This window comes from Aquimarina mytili (assembly GCF_016735115.1).
GTDB lineage: Bacteria > Bacteroidota > Bacteroidia > Flavobacteriales > Flavobacteriaceae > Aquimarina > Aquimarina mytili.
On sequence record NZ_JAERQJ010000004.1, the window covers coordinates 1 to 21,438 of the forward strand.

At 32.5% G+C, this 21,438-nt stretch carries 22 protein-coding genes, 1 tRNA gene and 1 pseudogene; 10 read left to right on the forward strand and 14 right to left on the reverse strand.

All coding sequences use genetic code 11. The annotated features are described in order from the left end of the window. The 7 genes and pseudogenes from JJQ60_RS11145 to JJQ60_RS11175 all read left to right on the forward strand — a co-directional run. A pseudogene (locus tag JJQ60_RS11145) lies at nucleotides 1-140 on the forward strand (type IX secretion system membrane protein PorP/SprF); the annotation flags it as partial. A 150-nt stretch (nucleotides 141-290) separates the two neighbouring features. Then, nucleotides 291-812: an isopentenyl-diphosphate Delta-isomerase gene (gene idi / locus JJQ60_RS11150; protein WP_201919723.1), complete on the forward strand. Its 522-nt coding sequence runs from the start codon at nucleotides 291-293 to the stop codon at nucleotides 810-812. After that, entirely contained in the window at nucleotides 809-1,219 is a 411-nt protein-coding gene (locus JJQ60_RS11155) for a 6-pyruvoyl trahydropterin synthase family protein (protein WP_201919724.1), read from the forward strand. Before idi ends, JJQ60_RS11155 begins: the two co-directional genes overlap by 4 nt. A gap of 4 nt (nucleotides 1,220-1,223) precedes the next feature. Further along, nucleotides 1,224-1,685 (forward strand): peroxiredoxin, encoded by a 462-nt coding sequence (locus JJQ60_RS11160; protein ID WP_201919726.1) that lies wholly within the window; start codon nucleotides 1,224-1,226, stop codon nucleotides 1,683-1,685. Then, nucleotides 1,678-2,661: a type I phosphomannose isomerase catalytic subunit gene (locus JJQ60_RS11165; protein ID WP_236669104.1), complete on the forward strand. Its 984-nt coding sequence runs from the start codon at nucleotides 1,678-1,680 to the stop codon at nucleotides 2,659-2,661. The genes JJQ60_RS11160 and JJQ60_RS11165 overlap by 8 nt, the downstream gene beginning before the upstream one ends. A 45-nt stretch (nucleotides 2,662-2,706) precedes the next feature. Beyond that, on the forward strand, nucleotides 2,707-2,973 hold the full coding sequence (locus JJQ60_RS11170; protein ID WP_201919728.1) for a hypothetical protein: 267 nt from the start codon (nucleotides 2,707-2,709) through the stop codon (nucleotides 2,971-2,973). Between the two features lie 57 nt (nucleotides 2,974-3,030). Beyond that, nucleotides 3,031-3,104, forward strand: a tRNA-Thr gene (locus JJQ60_RS11175). Nucleotides 3,105-3,282: 178 nt separating this feature from the next. Here JJQ60_RS11175 and JJQ60_RS11180 read toward each other — a convergent pair. From JJQ60_RS11180 to JJQ60_RS11205, 6 genes are all read right to left on the reverse strand, one after another. Continuing rightward, entirely contained in the window at nucleotides 3,283-4,272 is a 990-nt protein-coding gene (locus JJQ60_RS11180) for a hypothetical protein (RefSeq protein WP_201919730.1), read from the reverse strand. Between the two features lie 41 nt (nucleotides 4,273-4,313). Next, nucleotides 4,314-5,057: a DUF4369 domain-containing protein gene (locus tag JJQ60_RS11185; protein ID WP_201919732.1), complete on the reverse strand. Its 744-nt coding sequence runs from the start codon at nucleotides 5,055-5,057 to the stop codon at nucleotides 4,314-4,316. 57 nt (nucleotides 5,058-5,114) lie between these two features. After that, complete coding sequence (locus JJQ60_RS11190) at nucleotides 5,115-6,419, reverse strand: DUF819 family protein (RefSeq protein WP_201919734.1); 1,305 nt, start codon at nucleotides 6,417-6,419, stop codon at nucleotides 5,115-5,117. A 79-nt stretch (nucleotides 6,420-6,498) separates the two neighbouring features. After that, nucleotides 6,499-8,394 carry a M61 family metallopeptidase gene (locus JJQ60_RS22295; RefSeq protein ID WP_201919736.1) on the reverse strand — a complete coding sequence of 632 codons (1,896 nt, stop codon included), beginning with the start codon at nucleotides 8,392-8,394 and terminating at the stop codon, nucleotides 6,499-6,501. Between the two features lie 6 nt (nucleotides 8,395-8,400). Beyond that, nucleotides 8,401-9,204, reverse strand: coding sequence for a Cof-type HAD-IIB family hydrolase (locus tag JJQ60_RS11200; protein WP_201919738.1), 804 nt, complete (start codon nucleotides 9,202-9,204; stop codon nucleotides 8,401-8,403). Nucleotides 9,205-9,237: 33 nt separating this feature from the next. Further along, nucleotides 9,238-10,176, reverse strand: a complete 939-nt coding sequence (locus JJQ60_RS11205; protein ID WP_201919740.1) for an alpha/beta hydrolase — start codon at nucleotides 10,174-10,176, stop codon at nucleotides 9,238-9,240. A 231-nt stretch (nucleotides 10,177-10,407) separates the two neighbouring features. Between JJQ60_RS11205 and JJQ60_RS11210 the strand changes: the two genes are divergently transcribed. Continuing rightward, complete coding sequence (locus JJQ60_RS11210; protein WP_201919742.1) at nucleotides 10,408-11,190, forward strand: S1/P1 nuclease; 783 nt, start codon at nucleotides 10,408-10,410, stop codon at nucleotides 11,188-11,190. A gap of 3 nt (nucleotides 11,191-11,193) precedes the next feature. Here the strand turns inward: JJQ60_RS11210 and JJQ60_RS11215 are convergent, their stop codons facing one another. Then, nucleotides 11,194-12,054, reverse strand: coding sequence for a helix-turn-helix domain-containing protein (locus tag JJQ60_RS11215; RefSeq protein WP_201919744.1), 861 nt, complete (start codon nucleotides 12,052-12,054; stop codon nucleotides 11,194-11,196). A 205-nt stretch (nucleotides 12,055-12,259) separates the two neighbouring features. Between JJQ60_RS11215 and JJQ60_RS11220 the strand changes: the two genes are divergently transcribed. After that, a complete protein-coding gene (locus JJQ60_RS11220; protein WP_201919746.1) occupies nucleotides 12,260-12,664 on the forward strand; it encodes a MauE/DoxX family redox-associated membrane protein in 405 nt (134 codons plus the stop codon). A 14-nt stretch (nucleotides 12,665-12,678) separates the two neighbouring features. Here the strand turns inward: JJQ60_RS11220 and JJQ60_RS11225 are convergent, their stop codons facing one another. From JJQ60_RS11225 to JJQ60_RS11235, 3 genes are read right to left on the reverse strand one after another with little or no spacing between them, the layout of a single operon-like run. Further along, nucleotides 12,679-13,290: an alpha-ketoglutarate-dependent dioxygenase AlkB family protein gene (locus tag JJQ60_RS11225; RefSeq protein WP_201919748.1), complete on the reverse strand. Its 612-nt coding sequence runs from the start codon at nucleotides 13,288-13,290 to the stop codon at nucleotides 12,679-12,681. A gap of 17 nt (nucleotides 13,291-13,307) precedes the next feature. Further along, nucleotides 13,308-13,655, reverse strand: coding sequence for a DoxX family protein (locus JJQ60_RS11230; RefSeq protein WP_201919750.1), 348 nt, complete (start codon nucleotides 13,653-13,655; stop codon nucleotides 13,308-13,310). Continuing rightward, nucleotides 13,655-14,116, reverse strand: coding sequence for a hypothetical protein (locus JJQ60_RS11235; protein WP_201919752.1), 462 nt, complete (start codon nucleotides 14,114-14,116; stop codon nucleotides 13,655-13,657). Before JJQ60_RS11235 ends, JJQ60_RS11230 begins: the two co-directional genes overlap by 1 nt. Nucleotides 14,117-14,366: 250 nt before the next feature. Between JJQ60_RS11235 and JJQ60_RS11240 the strand changes: the two genes are divergently transcribed. After that, nucleotides 14,367-15,440, forward strand: a complete 1,074-nt coding sequence (locus JJQ60_RS11240) for a M12 family metallopeptidase (protein ID WP_236669105.1) — start codon at nucleotides 14,367-14,369, stop codon at nucleotides 15,438-15,440. A 94-nt stretch (nucleotides 15,441-15,534) separates the two neighbouring features. On the opposite strand, the gene JJQ60_RS11245 is transcribed toward JJQ60_RS11240, so the two are convergent. The 4 genes from JJQ60_RS11245 to JJQ60_RS11260 form a co-directional block, all read right to left on the reverse strand. Continuing rightward, the gene (locus JJQ60_RS11245; RefSeq protein WP_201919754.1) at nucleotides 15,535-16,377 is read right to left on the reverse strand and encodes a DUF6503 family protein; all 843 of its coding nucleotides are present in this window, start codon (nucleotides 16,375-16,377) and stop codon (nucleotides 15,535-15,537) included. 123 nt (nucleotides 16,378-16,500) lie between these two features. Then, complete coding sequence (locus tag JJQ60_RS11250) at nucleotides 16,501-17,562, reverse strand: alginate O-acetyltransferase AlgX-related protein (RefSeq protein ID WP_201919756.1); 1,062 nt, start codon at nucleotides 17,560-17,562, stop codon at nucleotides 16,501-16,503. An 8-nt stretch (nucleotides 17,563-17,570) separates the two neighbouring features. Continuing rightward, complete coding sequence (locus JJQ60_RS11255) at nucleotides 17,571-19,016, reverse strand: MBOAT family O-acyltransferase (RefSeq protein ID WP_201919758.1); 1,446 nt, start codon at nucleotides 19,014-19,016, stop codon at nucleotides 17,571-17,573. Nucleotides 19,017-19,092: 76 nt separating this feature from the next. Beyond that, nucleotides 19,093-21,405 carry an outer membrane beta-barrel family protein gene (locus tag JJQ60_RS11260; RefSeq protein ID WP_201919759.1) on the reverse strand — a complete coding sequence of 771 codons (2,313 nt, stop codon included), beginning with the start codon at nucleotides 21,403-21,405 and terminating at the stop codon, nucleotides 19,093-19,095. Nucleotides 21,406-21,438: the final 33 nt, after the last annotated feature.

Genomic DNA, 21,438 nt, shown 5'->3' on the forward strand with positions numbered 1-21,438 from the left:
CGATGATGATTGGCTTTGCATATGACAGAGAGACTACCGAGTTGGGGCAATCCCAATTTAATGATGGGAGTTATGAGGTGATGCTACGTTTTGAGCTTTTCAAGAAGTATAACCGAATGCTAACCCCTCGTTTCTTTTAAGAATATATTAAACACATGTAGATCACTCGAAAACATCTTATAGGTTAAGGTGTTTTTATTTTTGGGTCTCTGTATACTATATTTATTTAGGTAGTGTTATACATTATGAATTGCAGTGATGTTTTTGTAATTTTGGCGTAATAAAAAATAATGAAAGAAGAAGAAAAAGTCATTTTAGTAAACGAAAATGATGAGCAAATAGGATTGATGCCTAAGCTTGAAGCACACCAAAAAGCTGTATTGCATAGAGCTTTTTCGGTATTTATTATTAATGATAAAAATGAATTAATGCTTCAACAGCGTGCTCATCATAAATATCATTCGCCAGGTTTATGGACAAATACTTGCTGTAGTCACCAACGCGATGGAGAAAGTAATATTGAAGCCGGTACTCGTAGATTACAAGAAGAGATGGGGTTTACAACTTCGTTAAAAGATTCGGTGTCCTTTATTTATAAAGCTCCTTTTGATAATGGACTTACAGAGCATGAGTATGATCATGTATTAATAGGTAATTATCATAAAGACCCAGTAATTAATCCTGATGAAGTAGCCGATTGGAAATGGGTGTCTATCGAAACAATAAAAGAGGATATAGTAAATCATCCAGAGCAGTATACCGAATGGTTTAAAATTATTTTTGATAAATTTTACTCACATATCACACTATGAGGATAAAAGCGTGTAGAAAAGCACATTTTAATGCCGCCCATCGATTATATAGAAAAGATTGGAGTGATGAGCAAAACCTTCAGGTATTTGGTAAGTGTAGTAATCCAAAATATCATGGTCATAACTATGAATTAATAGTTTCTGTGATTGGAGAAATAGATCAGGAAACCGGATACCTAATGGACCTAAAGATTTTGAAAGATCTTATCAAAACTGAAGTAGAGGATTATATGGATCATAAAAATCTTAACGAAGAAGTAAAAGAATTTGCAACCCTTAATCCTACTGTAGAAAATATTGCGGTAGTAATTTGGAACCGATTGCGTAATAAATTAGCCTCTAAATATGATATTGAGATTACGTTATATGAAACTCCTCGTAATTTTGTAATTTATAAAGGCGAATAGGTATATGGGATTAGAAGTAGGGGATAAAGTTCCCGAATTTATTACTAAAAATGATAGTGGAGAAGATTTTCAAAGTAATAGTGTAATCGGTAAAATACCTGTGGTCATTTATTTTTATCCTAAGAATTTTACTCCAGGTTGTGTTAAAGAAGCTTGCGATTTTAGAGATAGTTATGCTGATTTTAAATCTGCAGGGGCAGAGGTGATTGGAATAAGTTCTGATAGTATAAAATCTCACGAAAGATTTAAACGTAAATATCAGCTCCCTTTTATATTTTTATCTGATACTAAAGGAAAGCTTAGAAAACTTTTTGGCGTAAAATCAGAATTGTTAGGTTTGCTTCCAGGAAGAGAAACCTATGTGATCGATAGACAAGGGGTTATACAACTTAAATTTAATAGTATGAATGCAAGTAAGCATTTGGACAAAGCAATTACCAAAATCAAGGAAATCGTTAATGAGTAGATCTCCATTGTACATATTAAAATTTAATCCCATTTTAAAAGATAAAATTTGGGGAGGGACTAAATTAAAACATCTTCTTAATAAAGCTTCTACAAGTTTTTCTGTGGGTGAAAGTTGGGAAATTAGCGATGTGGAAGGAGATTATTCTGTGGTCAGTCATGGAGAATTATCTGGTAGAACCCTTCATGAACTTTTGGAAGAATATAAAGAACAGCTTGTCGGCACAAAAAACTTTCAACGTTTTGGAACCAAATTCCCTTTATTAATTAAATTTATTGATGCTAAAGAAGATCTTTCAGTACAACTGCATCCTGGAGATGAAATTGCAAAGCAAAAACACAATTCTTTAGGTAAAACTGAAATGTGGCACATTGTCCAGGCTGATAAAGATGCCAACATTATAGCTGGATTTAATCAATCGGTTGATAAAGAATTATATCAAAAGCATGTCGAGCAAAAATCTATAAAAGATATTTTGAATTATGAGCAAGTAAGCAAGGGAGACACATTTTTTGTGTATTCTGGACTCATACATGCAATAGGTAAGGGAGTACTTCTGGCAGAAATACAGCAAACATCTGATATCACCTACCGAGTGTACGATTGGGATCGAAAAGATAGTAATGGTAAGTATAGAGAGCTTCATCAAAAAGATGCTTTGGAAGCCATTGATTTTAAAAACGAGGAAGAGTATAAAATAACATATACACCTGTTAAGAATGGGACCTCTAGTTTAGTAGAGTGTCCTCACTTTGTTACAAATCTTATTGAGGTAGATCATAGTATGACGATTTCTCATAAAGAGCTTGATTCATTTGTGGTGTATATGTGCGTAGAAGGCGAAGCTTTACTACAATATAATAGTTCAGGGGATGATGTAAAGATAAAATTTGGCGAAACAGTATTAGTTCCGGCATGTATTAAAAGTATTAATATACAATCTGAAGGAGTTAAATTACTTCAAACATATATTTGATATATGTTCATAGAAAACATTAATTTTGCATAAAAACAATTCGATATGGCAAACAAGAGAGACCTTAAGAAAGACATTAACTATGTGTTGGGAGATATCATAGAAGAAGTATATGTATGGCAGTTAGATAATCCAGATAAAGATGATAAAGCAGGAGAAGCAATTATCGATGAGGCTATTACTTCTTTTGACGGATTTATGGCAAGAGTTAATGATCGTAAAGTAGAAAATGCTTCAAAACATTTTAAGGCAATTAGAAATGATTTGCAAAAAACTGCAGAAGCTTTGGTTAAGAAAGTAAATTCATTATAATTTTTTTAAAAAAGTATTTGCAAATATCATTCAAGAAATTATATTTGCACCGCTTTTGCCGATATAGCTCAGCTGGCTAGAGCAGCTGATTTGTAATCAGCAGGTCGTGGGTTCGAGTCCCTCTATCGGCTCTTAATTAAAAGTTCTAGATGTCAAAGTCTAGGACTTTTCTATTTTAACCACTTATGTATATAGGGCGAGAAGTTTATCTTGAGTTTTGGCGAACTTGTGAGGCAAAGTATTTAAGGCAGTCCCTCTATTGGCTCTCTAATTAGGCTTTAAACATTATGTTTAGGACTTTTTATTTTGTTATATGGGCTTTATCTGTCCAACTGCACCCTTCCATTTTGTAGAAAAAGGAATTGGAAGGCCCAGAATAATTTTAGCCTGTGCTCCTTCCTCTTCTTTAGGAGCGATAATATCATAATGCTTATTAATATCACTCCAAAGTGAATTGGATTTACTACTATTTTCAAGTGAAACGATACATTGGTTAGCTATCCATAATTCTGCATAAGGAAACCAAGTTGGGATACTAATGACGTCGTCAATTAATTGTACTTCGATAAAACATACCTCATCATCATATTTATTTTTTTGTTGTACTCGAACAATTTCTATAATTTTTATTTTGATAGGAGTTATTAAAATAGCAGTTGTACTATTGTAGTACATTGAATGAATATCTAACTGATTCAGTATTTCTATTGCTTCAGATGATTTTGCAGATCCATAGCAATAGGCATTTACACTATATTGTATGGCTATGGCTAATGATTCATGATAATCCTTATTTTTTACAATTTTTTGATAGGTTTGTACTTTATCCCCCCAAGGGATAGATCCGCTACTTTCAATGAGTTTACATGCTTCATTATCTGGCAGTTTTTTATACATTTTAGAAAACAGCCAACCACCATCATCTCCGCATTCAAAGTAATCTACACCAAGTGCGTACCATATAGATTTGACTATTTTGTCATTGTCACAAACAATCATATTGATTAATTGTCTTACAAACCAATGCAATGATTTTATTGCGTAGAAGTTTTCAGGCTCCTCCTCAATATAGTCTTTTAGTTGTCTCCAAGCGTAACGAATATCTATCTGGGTACTATAGTCTGGCTCAACTTTATAAAGTATTCTAATTAAAAGGTCTATTTTACAACAAGAGGTTTTAATATCGAATGTTAGCGACTCTTCATCTAATGTGTTATCTGGTGGAAATTGTGAGATAAATCCTTCCCAATCCTTTTCATAGGATTCATGAAAATCATAATATTCAATTTTCTCTTCCATAACCATTTTGTTATGCAAATCATCCTATAAAAAGAAGTGTTCTATTTTTGTATAGAATCATTTTTGATTCGCATAGATTCTTTTGCTCTACGGTCTTCTATATATTTGAAGAGTTGTTTGCCGTATAGAGATTTTTTAACCCTAGGGCTTAATGATTTTGCCACGGTGTCCAGGTATTTAATATTGGCATCGTATACTTCTTTTAAAGTTACATAAGGAGATACTTCTAGTTTCTTATTGTTCATGGCAAAATTAATAGTATACAAATACTTTTGACGAAGTAATTTTTTATAGGCAATGTCATTTTCCATCAATTTTTCTTCATCTTTTTGCTTGCTGGCTTCAAAATCTTCTTTGATCAGTCTAAGGTTTCTTTCATTAAACCTCTTAATCATTTTTTTATACTCATCAAATTTTGCCTGATTTTTTCCGCCTATCACTTTTACATCTTTTTCAAAATCACTTAGACTCGTTGTAATTATAACTTCTCCAGGTTCTGCAAAAAAGTCAATCCGATCATTATATTGTACTCCATCTTCTTTGTCAAGGTATAAATAATGGATTTCTGGTTCTTGAACTTGAGATTGCATTATAAATTCTGAATTTCCGTCTACGATTACAGAATCTACATTAACCAGCATGGTGTCTTGTATTTTTTGTAGATATAGGGTTCCTTTTTTCAGACCTTTAATAGAACCACTAATAGTAACATTACCTTTTTTTTCTACAGAGCTACAATTGGTTAAGAAAATGCTTAATAATAATATGAAAGAAAATTGTTTCATGTATAATCTAATGAGTTAAAACTGGGCTACAAATATGCTATAATTTAGATTGAAAAACTAACTCCCCGAAGCTATTTGCATTAAAATTGTGCATAAAATTGCTCCGTATGTTCCAACTACATACCCAAATACGGCTAAAAGTACGCCTACAGTTGCTAAAGAAGGGTGAAAAGCTGCTGCTACTACCGGAGCTGATGCAGCACCACCTACATTAGCTTGACTACCAACGGCAAGAAAGAAATATGGAGCCTTTATCAATTTAGCAACCCCAATAAGAAGTACAGCATGGATAGTCATCCAAACTAAACCTATAGCAATAAGCCCAGGGTTTTCCAAAATCATGCCCAAGTCCATTTTCATTCCTATAGTTGCGACAAGTATATAGATAAATATACTCCCAATTTTACTGGCTCCAGCTCCTTCATATTGTTTTGCTTTGGTATATGATAATAAGATTCCGATGGTCGTGGCGATTGTAATCATCCAGAAAAACTTTGAAGTAAATGAGGATAGAGCAGAACTTTTATCGTTAAAGACTTCAAAATTATCAGATAAAAAATCAGAAATGCCTCCTGCCCCCCAATGGGCAATTCCCACTGTAACAAAAGCAATAGATAACATAATTATATAATCTGTAAGCGTTGGATTTCGAGTTATACTATCGGCATAATTTGATACTTTTTGTTTTAAAGATTCTATGGCACTGTTGTCAGCTTTTAACCAGCGGTCAATTTTATTACTTTTTCCTATACCTATTAATAAAATAGCCATCCATAAATTAGCAACTACTATATCAACGAGTACCATTCCGCCATACTTATCCGGATTGTATTGATAGATCTCCAGCATAGCAGCTTGATTCGCTCCACCACCAATCCAACTTCCTGCCAGCGTTGATAAACCTCGCCAAACAGCATCAAAATCGGCCCCTCCAACAGTTTCTGGTGATATCGCAGAAATTAGCAAAATTGCAATGGGTCCACCGATTATAATACCTAGTGTTCCAGTAAGAAACATGATTAAAGCTTTAGGGCCTAAATTAAATATACCTTTAAGATCAATGCTTAGTGTCATTAAAACCAAAGAAGCGGGGAGTAAATATCTACTAGCGATATAATATACTTTAGAGGATTTTTCTACCAATTCTCCATCTGCATTTAGCTCTTTCCAATCAGGAGAAATTATCCCCAATGAATTAAATATAGCAGGTAGCAAATAACAAAGTAATAATGCTGGAACAATTTTATAGAATGACTTCCAAAATCCTGTTTTTATTGATGAAGTATAAAAAACAAGTCCAAGGCAAAGCATTAAAATTCCAAAAACTATAGTATCATTGGTGAAAATAGGTGGGTTTTCCATTGTCGAGTTTTTATTTTATTGAGATGTCTCGCAAAATACATTATTTTGAAAAAGACTAAATACTAATGAAAAGAAAGTTTTAATCATTAACCCAAGTTTTTAGTAAACTTAGTTGCTTTACTGTGGCCTCGGGGTTTTGTTGTAAGATTGTCTTTTCTACGGTTGGTTCAATTACTGTTGAGTTGAGTGTAAGAATCTCGTCATTTCGCTTAATTTTAAAAACGATTTCATCTCCTATTTCCCATTGGTTAGAATCACCAAAAAGATCATAAATGTTTTTTATGTTATAGCTTTTATTATTAATGCTTAATAAGACATCTCCTCCTTGAATCCCCAGATTGTTTAGAAAATTATTATAAGAAACACCTGGTATAAAAGTAACTTCTTTTGAGATTTCTGAACCTTTAACAAAAGGTTGTTGTTCAAAAATGAAATAGGATGATTTTACATTTTCTGTGCCGTATACGACTCCCACCTTTTCAAGATAGGTTCCATAGTCAATAGGGGTGTTTCCCACGACATGCGTTTCTAAAAAATCTTTGATTTCGGGATATGAGAATTCCTTTATTGTACTAATCAACGTTTTGTCTTCAAATGGTGTGTCGATACCAAATTCGCTTGAGAGGGTTTTAATAAGGTCTAATATGCCGTATTGACCATTACTTTTTTCTCGCATAATGATATCAAGGCACATAGATATTAGTGCTCCTTTTTCGTATACATTTCTATAGTTTTTACGATAAGGATCTTCTAATATATTTTTACTCATTGTAGTAAAAGACATTGTATCATCAAATTTTCTGGAAGTTTCAATCTTTTCTTGTAGCCTTTCAAAAAACTCTTCTTTTGTGATTAAACCTTGTGTGATTTGAAATAAAAGAGAAAAATACTCTGTAGTACCTTCATACAACCATAAGTGCTCTGACATCTTAGGGTTGTTATAATTGAAATCATGTATTTCTTCAGAATGTATGGTTAATGGGGTAACAATATGAAAAAATTCATGAGAGATAACGTCGGTAAGTGCTTCATTGAGTTTTTCTCTGGAAAGAGACTCTGGAAGCACAGCTACAGTGGATGTATTGTGTTCTAAGGCTCCAAAACCTTGTGCGTCATTAGATTTTAAAGTGGAGAGGTATAATAAAATGCTATATTTCTTTGTAGTGTTGATATCTCCAAGAAAGTTTTTTTGTGCTCGGATAATGCGTTCTATTTGAGGCATAATCCTAGAAGCTTTATGTACTTTGTTTGGTGAGTAAATACTTAATTGTATCTCAATGCCATTAACTGTAAAAGTAATTTGATTATCATCAGAATACATGATAGGAGAATCTGCTACTTCTGCATACCGTGTAAAAGAGAAAAAATCAACTTCATAATTAATGTTTTCTATAGACTGTTCAAAAATGGTTTCTACAGCCGAAGTAGCACTCTTAAGATTTTTAGGATACTTTATAAATACATTATACGTACTTTCTCTAAGATCATTAAAATATCCAACCAGGGCATATAGATTTAAAACAAAGTTTTGGTTCTTTAAGATATTAATACCAGTTGGCGAAAAAATATGATTAGAATCTTCAGAATCAAAGGTGTCATTTACCCAATATGTGATTTTATCTAATTGGTTTACATTGTTTATCTTCCATCGATTATCTCCATATTTTTGAACATACATCGTATTTCCTTGCTTATCAAAGGCTTTAAAATCTTCGATATATTTTCCATAATTATTGTTTTGGTATGTGCCAGGTACAATTTTGGGTAAATAATAGCTTATCGTATCTGTATTTAAATCTTGTACTTTAATTTCTACTTTAACCTTGTCATCAATAACATTAAAAAGATCGATAGATGCGCTTATTGTAGATTTGCGCGTTTCGGTTGGTAATTGTGAAGTCTTGCAACTAGCTGCTAAATTAAAAATAGCAAATATATATACTAAGCTTGTTATTATTTTAATAGTTTTTTGCACAATTATTTAGATGTTATTTTTAATATAGGTTGCCACTCCGTCTTCTTTTCCTGATAGCGTGATCGCATCTGCAATTCTTAGTGTTTCTGGTTTTGCATTGGCTACTGCAACACCTGTTCCAACGGCTTTAAGCATATCAATATCATTATAGTTATCTCCAAAAGCCAGCACTTCGGAAATCGGAATCTTATAATGCGTATTTAACAACATTTCTATAGCCGTAAGTTTAGAGATGTTTTTATTTGCAATTTCAATATACGTTGGTTTAGAGCGATATAAATGTAATTGTTCTGAAAAATTATGCTCCAAAAAGGTATAGGCTCGATCTATATGTGCTTCTTCGCCCATACACATAATTTTATGAGCTCCTTTGCTTTCTGTTTTCCATTGTTGTATTACTTGTTGCAAAGGTTTTACGACCGGAGTAACTTTTGTATTGTTAGCTTCTCTATTGGCCCAATAATCCATTTCTGGAACATACCAGTCATCATTATGATATACACTTATATGTATATTTTGATTCGTGTTAAAATGATGAAGTTCTTCAATAATATCAGGAGTGATAAAGCTTGAATGAACAGATTTTTTATTGATTAAAATCAATCCTCCATTATAACAAATTAAAGGTTGATTGGTAATACCTAATTCCTCCTGCAGATGTGTCATTGCACTGGGCATTCTTGAAGAAATTAATATTACAGGAATCTGATCTTTAATTCGTCGAATTTCTGAAATAGTAAGTTCTGAGAGCTCTCTTTCCGGATTTAATAAAGTCCCATCAATATCTGAAAACAGAATGCTATGTGGCATTATTTTTTAAATTTTTTAGTTAAACCAAATTGGTTATAGTTGATTTACAAAGTTAGCGATACCGTTTAGAACTTCGGGCATAATTTTTCGCCAGGATTCGTTATAAGATTTGTGATTTTCTAATCTACTATTCCCTTTAATTTCTTTAAGAATATGGTTCATGTTTTGAACAATTAAATATTCGGCTTGCGGGACAGATTCTTTTAATTTTTCGGCCTGAGATAATTCTACTTGTATGTCTTTATCACCATGTATTATCAAAATAGGGATCTCTAATGTCGAGATCTCTTCAGTTGGGGTGTACCTCATCCAGGATCTCATAAATGATTGTAAATCATATCTAAAAATAGATTCTAAGGCAGGATCATAGCCCGTTGCTCTACCGTTTTCTTTAAGTTGATTAAAAGCTACCGTCGCACTTTTATCTAATCCCGGAGCTTGTTTTGCAATTTGCTCGATGATCACCTCATCTACAGACTCTGCATTTCCTGCGATAGATATAAAACCGTCTACTTTATCCTTTGCAGCAATCATACCTATCAAAGATCCTTGTCCATGGCCGGCCACAAAAATTTTCGTATAGTTTCCATTTTTTTTGAAATAGTTTATAGTGGATACTGCATCTTCAATATAGTGGTCAAAAGAAATTTCATGTTCACGAATTCCTAAGGCATCCATCTTAAAAAGTCTTTTGTCATAGCGATAGGTGGATATTCCTAATTTTGCTAATTCATAAGAAAATTGCTTAAATGTATCACTTCTAGACATTCTATCATTACCATCTCTATTTATGGCTCCAGAATCCATTATAAAAATAATTAGAGGTACTTCTTTATCTGATTCAGAATAGGGGGTTACCAATGTGCCTTCGATATATTTATTGATTTTGACTGTGGCAGAATTATATTCTTTCTCCTGGCCAAAGCAATATGATATAGGGATTATAAGGAATAGAAAAAGTTTAATTTTCATTGTAGGGCAAATTATTTTATAAGTTACATTAGAAAACGATAAATAAGATTTCATATTTTGATTTGGGCAAATTATAAGTGCTTATTCTGTACTATATGTTTGTTTCTCCGATTTATGATTTGAGGTTATATTAATGTACTTTTTGAAGAGATCTTCATAGCAAAATTTTCAAATAAATTTTAACGAATCACTAACATACCCTTTTTTATCTTTGCTACAAAATATAAAATAATGAATCTTCGTATTAAATCAGTTCTTGTCGTAGTATTAATTACTTCTTTTGCGTATTCTTCAGAATATGATTGGGGAAAAACTGGGCATAGAGCTACTGGCCAAATTGCAGAATGTTACCTTACTAAAAAGGCTAAGAAGAACATTGCTTTGCTTTTAAAAGGAAAAAGTCTTGCTTTTGTATCGACTTATGCCGACGAAATTAAAAGCGATGAACGGTTTAGACCCTATAGTCCATGGCATTATGTTAATTTTTCTTTTGAAAAAAAGTATGGAGAAGAAAAGCCAAGTGAATTTGGCGATTTGGTTCAAGGCATTAATACGTGTATACAGGTTCTTAAAAATGAAGAATCGTCAAATGATGATAAAGAATTTCACTTAAAGATGCTTGTGCATTTTATAGGAGATCTTCATCAACCTTTGCATGTGGGTAGAGGAGAGGATAAAGGAGGAAATGATATTCAGGTGCGTTGGTTTAATGATGGATCAAATTTGCATAGAGTTTGGGATAGCGATATGCTTGATTATAATGGAATGAGTTATACCGAATTATCTAAAAATACCGATAGACTATCCAAAGCACAAACTAAAGCGCTAGAAGAAGGGACTATTTTGGATTGGGTATACGAATCTCAGAAACTTGCTAAAAAAGTATACGCATCTGCAAATGTAGGAGAAAAATTAGGATACAAATATATGTATGATCATTTCTATACGGTACGCACACAACTTCATAAAGGAGGTATTCGATTGGCAAAAATATTAAATGAAGTTTTTGGCTAGAATCTAATTACTTATTATAGATTCTTTTCGATATTGTTTTGGAGACATTGCAAAATGCTTTTTGAATGTTTTGGTAAGATGACTCTCATCGGTATACCCTAATTGATAGGCAATTTCTGCGATGGTAAATTCTGTATGTTGTAAACGGTATTCTACCAGTTTCATTTTGTATTTTGTGACATACTGATGTATAGATTCTCCAGTTTTTCTTTTGAAATAGGTGCTAATAGAACTTTGAGACATGTTAAACTTATTGGCCAAAAAACTTATTTTGGTTCGATCATTATCATAAACATTTTGTCTGATATGGCCCAGGATCTGGTCAATTTTTGAATGATTTATAGGTATTTCTCTTTGGTTAGAATTATATTTTTCAGAAATATTTCGAACAATGATACTTAAAATGGTACTAATTGCATTAGAAATAATTTCTTGATAATAAATCTTTTCATTTTTAAATTCTTCTAGAACTACGTTGTGTATATCCCAAATAATACCGCGATCATCTTCATGAGAAATAACATCGCCAGGAATAATATTAGGGTGATGCAACAGTTGTTCTATGCGCTGTAACCAGAATTTCCTATCGGGTAAGTTCACTTTACTGGAAAACAAAAGTTCTGTAAATTTAAAATAAGTAAATGTAGAGTAATTTTCTATCTCAAAATGATGGGTATCTTCTGGAGCTAATAAAAAAATATTATTTTCCTTATACGGAAATCGAACACCATTGATGGTATGATAACCGTTCCCTTTTTCAACAAATATAATCTCAAAGTAATTGTGATTATGTGGTTCCGCTTCCCATTCATCGATAGAATATTGGTCTACTACAAAGGTCTCATGTAAAGTGTAACGGTTCATAACAATTCTTTAACATTTTAAAGTTACAAAAATAAAATCAATAATACATGGTTGTTTTTTACAAGTAATTATCAACTAAAACGTTTGATGGTGTTGATAAACAATGTGTTGTATTGTTTTTGTACAAGTTTTCTATAAAAAAGTACAAGACATGGATGTATATATAGTGTTACTTTTGGGCATTGGATTTTAGCCCTATCTTCACATGAAAATTAAAATTTATTTATACAGTTTTTTACGAATTTCGTTTGGAACGTTATTGGTATTACATAGTATATTCAATGCCATTAAGTATTCTGGTTTTTTAGACCGTTTGGATGTGTATTTTAATCAAGTATCTATATTTGATAATACAGTTTTAGAAACTCTTGCCCCACTAGTTCCTTTTGAAGAATTTATTATTGGTTTTTTCTTGATTCTAGGAATATTTACAAAAAAAGCCTTAAAAGTGTCCATAGCTTTATTTGCCTTCTTTACTCTGTTTTTATTAGATGCAAATTTTGTAAACTGCGCTGCAATACACTTGCTTTTATGTGCAACTTCTATTATTTTGTTGAGAAAAAATAATTATGATATAAATTCTATAGACTCATACAGAGTATTGCTGTAGATAGTTGTGTTATATTATGTAATGACTCTGAAAGTGAGATTAATTCTTGGACCTATATTTCTTTTTGTCTTAGGAATTTGATGTAACCAGTGATCTTGCGTTTTTCCCATCATCATGAGTAAGCTTCCATTTTGTAAAAGAATCTTTTGCTTTAGATTTTTGTTGTTTTTGTGTTTAAAATGAAACCATCGTTCTTCACCAAAACTTACAGAAGCAATGGTAGGGTTATTACCTAGTTCTTTTTCATTATCCGAATGCCAACCGTTACTATCCTGACCATTTCTATATAGATTGAGCAAACAAGTAGTAAACCTGGTTTTACTTACGACTTCTATTTTTTCTTTAATGAATAACAAGTCCTTAGTAAATGGATTTGGATTCATGGTTATGTTAGAATAGCTATAGGGTTTGGTGTTGTTGGCATATAAAGCAGTTAAACGAGGTTGTAAGTGTGTTTTTCCAAAAACAGTAATATGATCTTGCCTCCATTCAATATCGTTTAACAGAGCGTTAAATAACTTCTTAGATTCCCCAGGATTAAAAAAAGTAGGATGATATATTACTTTGGCATCCGGCATGTTTAATTGTACGGGTTCTTTTTGGGTGTCAAATAAATCTAAATCCATAGCAGATAATCTGTGATTTAAATATATTGATAAGCCCAATAAATTAAACCAAATTGTAATACTAGTCTGAACATTAGAACTGGTTTTGGAAGATTAAGCCCAGCTTTTTTGTTAATAAGCATATGGATATGTACTGGAAAAAACAAAACAAGCATAATAATTATAGACCAGATGGCAATCGCTTTGGTTTGTGTAAATAGTATGCCTACTCCGGCTGCTATCTCGGCAATACCACTTAGATAAACCAGTAATTTGTGATGTGGAAGATAAAGCGGCATTATACGCATAAATGCTTTCGGTCTGATAAGATGAAAAATACCAGCCAAAATAAAAATAAAGGATAGAATATATAGATGCCAACCCATTAAACACCCGTTGTTTTTTCTTTGCCGGCACTACTAAGAGCAAAATCTTTTTTTCGAGTCATATTCTTGATATAACCTACTTTTCTAAAACGAAGAGCAGACCAATCATCATCAATAGAAACTTGTCTTACGGGTTCTAAATTATAATCCCCAAGAACTCCCCAACCTTGATCCCTGGTGATTTCTGATCTATATTTTTTAGAGGTCTTTTTTGGATAAGCAAACCATAATATGGCATCGCCAACAAGTTTTGGGTATATAGTTTCAATACGATTCTCTACCTGCTTTTTTTCGGTCACAAAAACAAGTCCAAAATCAACCTCAGAAACCTGAATTAGGGATTCTTTTACGATAACGTCTTTAAGGCAATTTAATTCTTCACAAAAACCTTCTGGCTCATTAAGAATAAGAATCTCATCCAGAGCTGGTGGAAGCTGTAGTTTTTTGAAGAGCGGAGTCATGAAAATTAATTTTAAAATGAATTTATGCTTCTTAAAGATACAAAAAAAGGAAGCTATATCGGATAATTTAACTATGATTTTATAAGACTTATTGTTAATAAATACATGGTTTTACTGGAATATGATTAAGAATTTGGATTTTCCTTACCAAAGAAGAGGTATTCATGTTAAAAAACAATAAATATGTCAGGACAATACAATAAGGTGCTTGCTTTTGAAGTTTGAAGAGTTCAACTTAAATATATTAATTATGAAAACAACTGTTAAAAGTGGCGTTTTTAGCGCTATGCTATTCGCGATGTGCACTCTGTTCATCTCATGTGAGAGTGATCAATCTGAAATTTCAGAAGAACAAACAAGTAATTTTGAAGTAGTAGAAAAAGGCTTTACTCAAGAACAGGCCTATCCTGAAACTAAAGGAGAGATGGTAACCATCCAGCTTCATGGTCAATCTGTGAAAGCAGAAAAAATTGGTGATGAATATATAGTTGGTGGGGATATGATCTTTACAGATGAAGATTTGGCTTCAACCAACGGTAAAAGTACGGGTCGTACTACAAGACGCTGGCCCAACAATACTGTATATTATGAAATACAGAGTAGTTTACCTAATCAGCGTAGAGTTACTGATGCAATTGCTCATTGGGAAGCCAATACAGATCTTAAATTTGTGAGAAGAACAAATCAATCTGCTTACGTCTATTTTAGAAGTGGTAGCGGATGTTCGTCATCTGTTGGTCGTACTGGAGGAAGGCAAAATATTAATTTAGCTAACGGTTGCTCGACAGGTAATACTATTCATGAAATTGGTCATGCTGTAGGGTTATGGCATGAGCAAAGTAGAAAAGACAGAGATCAATTCGTAACAATTAATTTCCAAAATATACAATCTGGAAGAGAATTTAATTTCCAAACCTATGTACAGCGAGGAAATGATGGAGATGAATATACTAGTTCTTTAGACTTCGGTTCTATCATGTTGTATGGATCATATGCTTTTTCTGCTAACGGTCAGCCAACGATTGTGAGAAAAAATGGTTCCACGTATAACGCACAAAGAAATGGACTTTCTTCTGGAGATATTGCCGGAATAGCAATTATGTATCCAGGTGATGGTGGTCCTGGTGGAGATATTTGTGAAGGTGTGGCTCCTTGGTCAAGTTCGCAAACATATCAAGCCGGAGATCTTGTGACCTATCGAGGATATTTGTATAGAAAAAGATCAGGTAGAGGATGGGATCGTATTGGCCAGTGTGGATCATCAAGAGATTCTGGTAAATCTTCTACTACGATTTCCGATTTAAATGATGTCTCTAATGACTAATTTAAAAATTGATTACATTTAAAAATAAAAAGAAATCCCTCCACAGTCTGGAGGGATTTTTATATTGATCAAGATAATGTTACTAAAGAACTCGTTAGAGTGTTATCTCTTTTGCGTTATCAGGAGTATCAAATATGGTACCTTCTTCTTCTAAAAATGTAATATCAGTAATTGTTGCTTCCCCTAATTTTTCTGTCATTCCTTTTTCCTGGGTCCAACCATAAAATTCCCACTTTGTAGCAAACGGAATACCGTCTATCATTTTAAAATCTTTGTATCGAATTGCATGTGGATCAGCTTCAGCTTTAGATGTATCGCCGTTACTTCCAAAAGAAACAATATACGCTGCCGCCTGTAACACATTTTGAGTATCACTGTATAGAACATACCAGTCATCAGGAGCATCACCCGTTCCTTTTTCAAAAGTAAGTCGTGCCGTTTGGTGTTCTGTATCATCAAGAGATCTTGGGTTTTGAAGCTCCCATTTTGTTCCCGGATCACTTAGTTTATATGGTAACCCAAAAAAATAAGTCCACGTAAACATATCAAAGCGTGCTCCTTTTTCATTTGCGTTTTCAGGACATAAAAAAACTTTTTCGCCATTATATATTAGTTTGCTTTCATCGTGTTTGTCAATTCTAATTTTTGTAGAATTTGTGAGCATTGTAATCTTACCATTTAGATGTTCTTTACCACCAAATAAAATGTTAGCGTTAAAACTTATTGCTTTATGCTTTAGAAATTCATCTTTCTTATGTGCTTTTTCTATGCTTTGAACGTATACATTTTCTATAGAAAGACCGCCATCTCCAATTCCTCCGTCTGGCTCTACAGGAATGGATTTAGAATCCGTACTGGTCGTTTGATTTTCTTCCTTTTTTTGTTGATTGCAGCTAATGAGAGTAATTGTAAGGATTACTATCCATAAATTTTTCATGATATAGTTATTTGTGTTACTTATGTTAAAAGTAATAAAACCTAGAGTGTTCTATGATAATTTATGAAAATTGTAACAGATCCTTATTCGAAGCTAGTGAAATACCAATATGCCTTGTAAGCTTTACTGTTTGTTGGTTAACTCACTAAGGAGTTTTGTAATTCGTTTTGCTGCTATTTCAATTCCATGTTCATTCCAGTGTGTATCATCAAAATGATATAAAAGTTCCGTATGTCTTTGTTGATTAAATAATGCTATAGCATTGATCGTATGAATATTGCGTTTTTTTAGCTCGACATATAACTTCTCTAAAAAATCGGGTTGTTTGTCTAAAGGAACAAGGTCGAAGTATACAGTTTCTTTGTTGGGAATCGGAAAAAAAACAAATTCAACTCCTATGGATTTACAATAATCACGATATGAAGAAATAATATCAGCAGTTCTTTTAAGTAATGCACCTGTTGCATCAATTTTGGCGGCTTTTCCTTGGAAGAAAAACATTTTCGTATTGATATCGGATTGAATCCCATTACCATTAGCGTTATTTACTCGAGCGGTAATAAAACGTATAAAACTTCTTTTTGCAGGAATATCAATACATCTTGCCAGTCCATTAAAAAATACTGTACGTTTTAATTTTATAAATGAGTTTTTTAACCAAGAATTTTGAGGAGATACTTCAGGAAGAAAGGGTAATGCTCTTTCTACAAGGCCATAAACTAATACTTTAGGTTTGTTTACTATTTTGGCATCGATCAGTTGTGTAAACTTATTAAAGGAGTATGGTGCGATATTATACGTGGATAACCCTGAAAAATTGGATACTTGGTTAGAAATGTTTTTTTCTTGACTTACTGAATAACCAGCAATATTCGAGGTTCCTAGAAACATAACCTCCGGAAATTCTATTAAAGTTTCATTTCTGAAACCCAATTGATCGGTATCCCATAAAATATTTTTTTTCAGAATGGCATGCTCTGTATGATGGGTCAAATCACCATATCCATCTCTTATTGATTTGTTATTAGGATAAAAAGGACCAATAAATAAATCTTTAGATTTTACCTTGTTGGCTTCTAAAGGGCTATAGGTTATGGCGCTTTCAGGGATGATGATTTCTATTAAAAGAATAAAAGCAGCAACAAAAGAAGCAAAGTATAATAGGTCTGTTAGAAATCTTTTCATTGCTGTACTTAAAATTGAAAATAAATAAATTCTTGAGGCTTTGCTCCAAATACTATAATTGCATAAATCACCATAAAGAAAAGGCACCATCGCCAAATACGATGTTTAGAACTGACAGAAAATTCTAGTGCATGTTCTTTATTTCTTTGAAGCCACTCAATAATCACAAAAATGATAATAATGCCAATTTTTAACAACAGTATTGCTGTTATAATTGTTGGGATCGTAAACAAGGATTCTGAAAATATACCTTCAAGATAAAAGATAGCTTCTTTTATATTTTTTGCCCTAAAAAACACCCAAGTGATTACTGTTAAGAAGAAAGTTGTTGCTATCTGAAGTATTTCTTTGATATTAGGAAATACTCTATTTTCTGCGATAACATCAGTGTGTTTTCTGTTTCTTTTGAGTAATAATAGCGGTAAAAAATAACAGGCATTTATAAATCCCCAGACTATAAATGTCCAGTTTGCTCCATGCCAAAAACCACTGACCAAAAATATGACAAAGGTATTTCTTACTTTACTCCAGGCACCACCTCGACTACCTCCTAGGGGGATATACACGTAATCTCTAAACCAGGTCGAGAGAGAAATATGCCAACGCCTCCAAAATTCGGCTATATTTCGTGAGAAATATGGAAAAGCAAAATTCTTTTTTAATGTAAAACCAAATAATCTAGAGGTTCCTATAGCAATATCTGAATATCCAGAGAAATCCCCATAAATCTGAAATGTAAAAAAGAAAGCCCCCAAAAGTAATGTGCTACCAGAATAGGTTTCATAATTATTAAAAATATCATTGGCATAAATAGCGCAATTATCGGCGATTACTATTTTTTTGAATAGCCCCCAAAGGATCTGTCTTGATCCATCAATTGCTTTTTCATAATCAAAATGTCTTTTTTTATAAAATTGAGGGAGTAGGTTAGTAGCTCGCTCAATAGGACCAGCAACTAATTGAGGAAAAAAACTTACAAAAGCGGCGAACGAGATAAAATCTTTGGTTGGAGTTAAATTTTTACGATATACATCAATGGTATAACTAAGGGTTTGAAACGTATAAAAACTAATACCTACGGGTAAAATAATGTTAAGTGATGCTGCATTGAATGTAGTTCCGAATAAGGAAAAAGCAGTTATAAAATTATCTACAAAGAAATTGTAATATTTAAAGAAACCTAAAAAGCCAAGATTAACTAAAATACTGGTCCATAGCAGTAATTTTCTTTTGTTTTTGTCTTCTTCTTTAGAAAGAGAAATCCCAACAAAAAAATCGATCAAGGTGCTAAAAAGAATAAGAGACAAAAATCGCCAATCCCATAACCCATAAAAGACATAACTAGCCACTACAAGTAGCAAGTTTTGAATGGTGAGATTTTTATGCGTTACAAACCAGTATAAAATAAATACTACAGGTAAAAATATAGCAAAGTCTGTCGAGTTAAATAACATACTGTTTTTTTGGTAACTGATTTTAGTTTTTAAACGATCGACAAATATAAGTTTTCTTTATGGGGTGAAGCAATAATTACATTCTATTCAAATTATCATCTATATCTTTATTTTTAAAAGATGATTTGTTTTCTTTTCCAAAAGAATATTTCAGAGAAAATGAAATTTCTTGTGCATTTACATAGAATATATCTTCCGATGTGATATTATTTATGGTGTATTGATCTCTAAAATTCATGTTTCTGAAGATGTCATTTGCGTTTATAGTAACCTGGAAATCTTTGAAAAATGTTCTAGATAGAGATGCACCCAATACAAAAATAGAATTTCGCTTAAAAACACCTTGGTATCGTTTTGTTAGCCCCCAAAAATTGAAAGCTATAGTGGTCTTGGGGTTGAGTTTAAATTCATTATTAGAGTAATAGTATATATATGGTTTTGTTTTTTGAAGTAGTGCCGCTGCATCATTTATTTTACTATAATTGGCCGTTACAGCATTAATCATAGTCCATAATTTATAGGTTGTTGTGTTACGTAGTTGCAATGAGTAGCCCGATTCTTCTTCAAAATTTTGAGGAGATGAGATGATCCTATTTTCTGATGAGTCAAATATTGGGCTAAAAAAAACTGGGTTTTTAGTTTTGAAGTAGCTAAGGGTCAGGTCGTATTTTTTGTACTGAAAATTTGTAGATACTTCTTCGGTTGTTGTTGGTTTTAGATTAACATTTCTAGAGAACTCTACCAGGGGATTGATAAATGTGCTTATAGAACTTGCATTAAGGTAGCTGGGTCTGTTTATGGTTGCATTATAATTTAGCGTCATACTTTTAGTGCTATCTATTGGAATAGTTACTTTGATTTTAGGAAATAACCGTGTTTGTTTTCTATCGATCAATACTTCCTGATCGTTTCTGAAACCACCTTTTACAGTATTGACCTCTGATCGCACTCCAGCAGAATAGCTGATTTTTTTAATATTTCCTGATATTTGAATATATGAGGCATAAATATCTTCTTCATAATCATAAGTTGAAGTTATACGTCCCCGAGGGGTGAAAAATTCAAAATCTGAAAAAGCTACGGCATCTCCATTTGATAAACTTGCGCCGATTTCTAGCGTAGTATTTTTGCTTAGCTTTTTTTCAAGATCTACACGCAATGCCAAAACATTGATTTGATATTGCTGATCACGATTTTGAGATACTGCGAAACCGGTTTGGTTTATATTATTAGAAATTAAGCTTTTCAAGTCTCTTGTATAGTTAGAATATTGAATGCCCAAAAACGCAGTACTCGTATTGGTAAGTTTTTTATTGAAATTGATATTACTACTTAAAAAACTTCTGGGAGCATTATTTTGGCTATCCGAAATGATAAAATCTTTTACTTGATTCACATCCAGAATTGTATTTGTAACTACCGGAAACCTATCAATATGTGCTCTATAATTCACCTGACCTGATATATAATCACTTGGGTTCAGTTGATAAAAGAAATCACCACCCCAAATAAACTGAGGTCTTGGACCTGTGGCCTTTGTCTCTTGTTGGGATGTAATATTTTGAGAGGGAATGATAAGTTTAGAGTCAACACTTTCCCAAAATCCCAATTGATTATAGCTGAAATTAGTTCTGAGCTCTAATGTATGCTTCTTGAAATTCGCGTTTATTTGGGCATAATTGCTAAACTTTCTTTTAAATGAAGCTATTTCTGATAGCTGAATTTTGTATCCATCATCTTTGCGTTGTTTTCTGGTAATGAGAATTAAACTTCTTCCTTCGGCTTCGTATTTTGCAGAAGGGTTATCTATAATTTCAATATTCTTAATGCTTTCAGTAGATAGCGATTTTAATTGATCTAGGTCAATCTTTTGATTATCTACATAAATTAATGGGCTTCCTCTTCCTATGATTGATATAGATTCTTGATCTGGACTGATCTGAATGCCCGGTAATTTTGATAATACTTCAGTGGGAGTAGAGAGTGATTCAAAAATAGAATTTTCTATAGTAACTTTTATATTTCCGTTCTCGATCCTAAAATTACTTTTGGTGCTTTTTACAGTAACTTCATCTAATGCGACTGTAGTTTCTTTTAAAACAATTGCCATTGTTTTATCAGAGTCTAGTTGAACGGTTCTTAATTCGGTTTTATATCCCAGACTTGAAATCGAGAGTGTATATGTATCAGTTTCAATAGTGTCAAAACTAAATTTTCCGTCAATTATAATTGTGGATTTTATCAGTTTTTGTGTTTGGTCGAATAATAGAACATCTCCAGTTTCTATGGGTTGATTATCTTGATCAAATAGGTTTCCTGATAAAACATAAGATTGACTATATCCAGATGATATAACCATTAAAAATAGGATATGGAGTATTGGCTTCATATAAATGACATTTTTTTGAAGCAAATAACTATT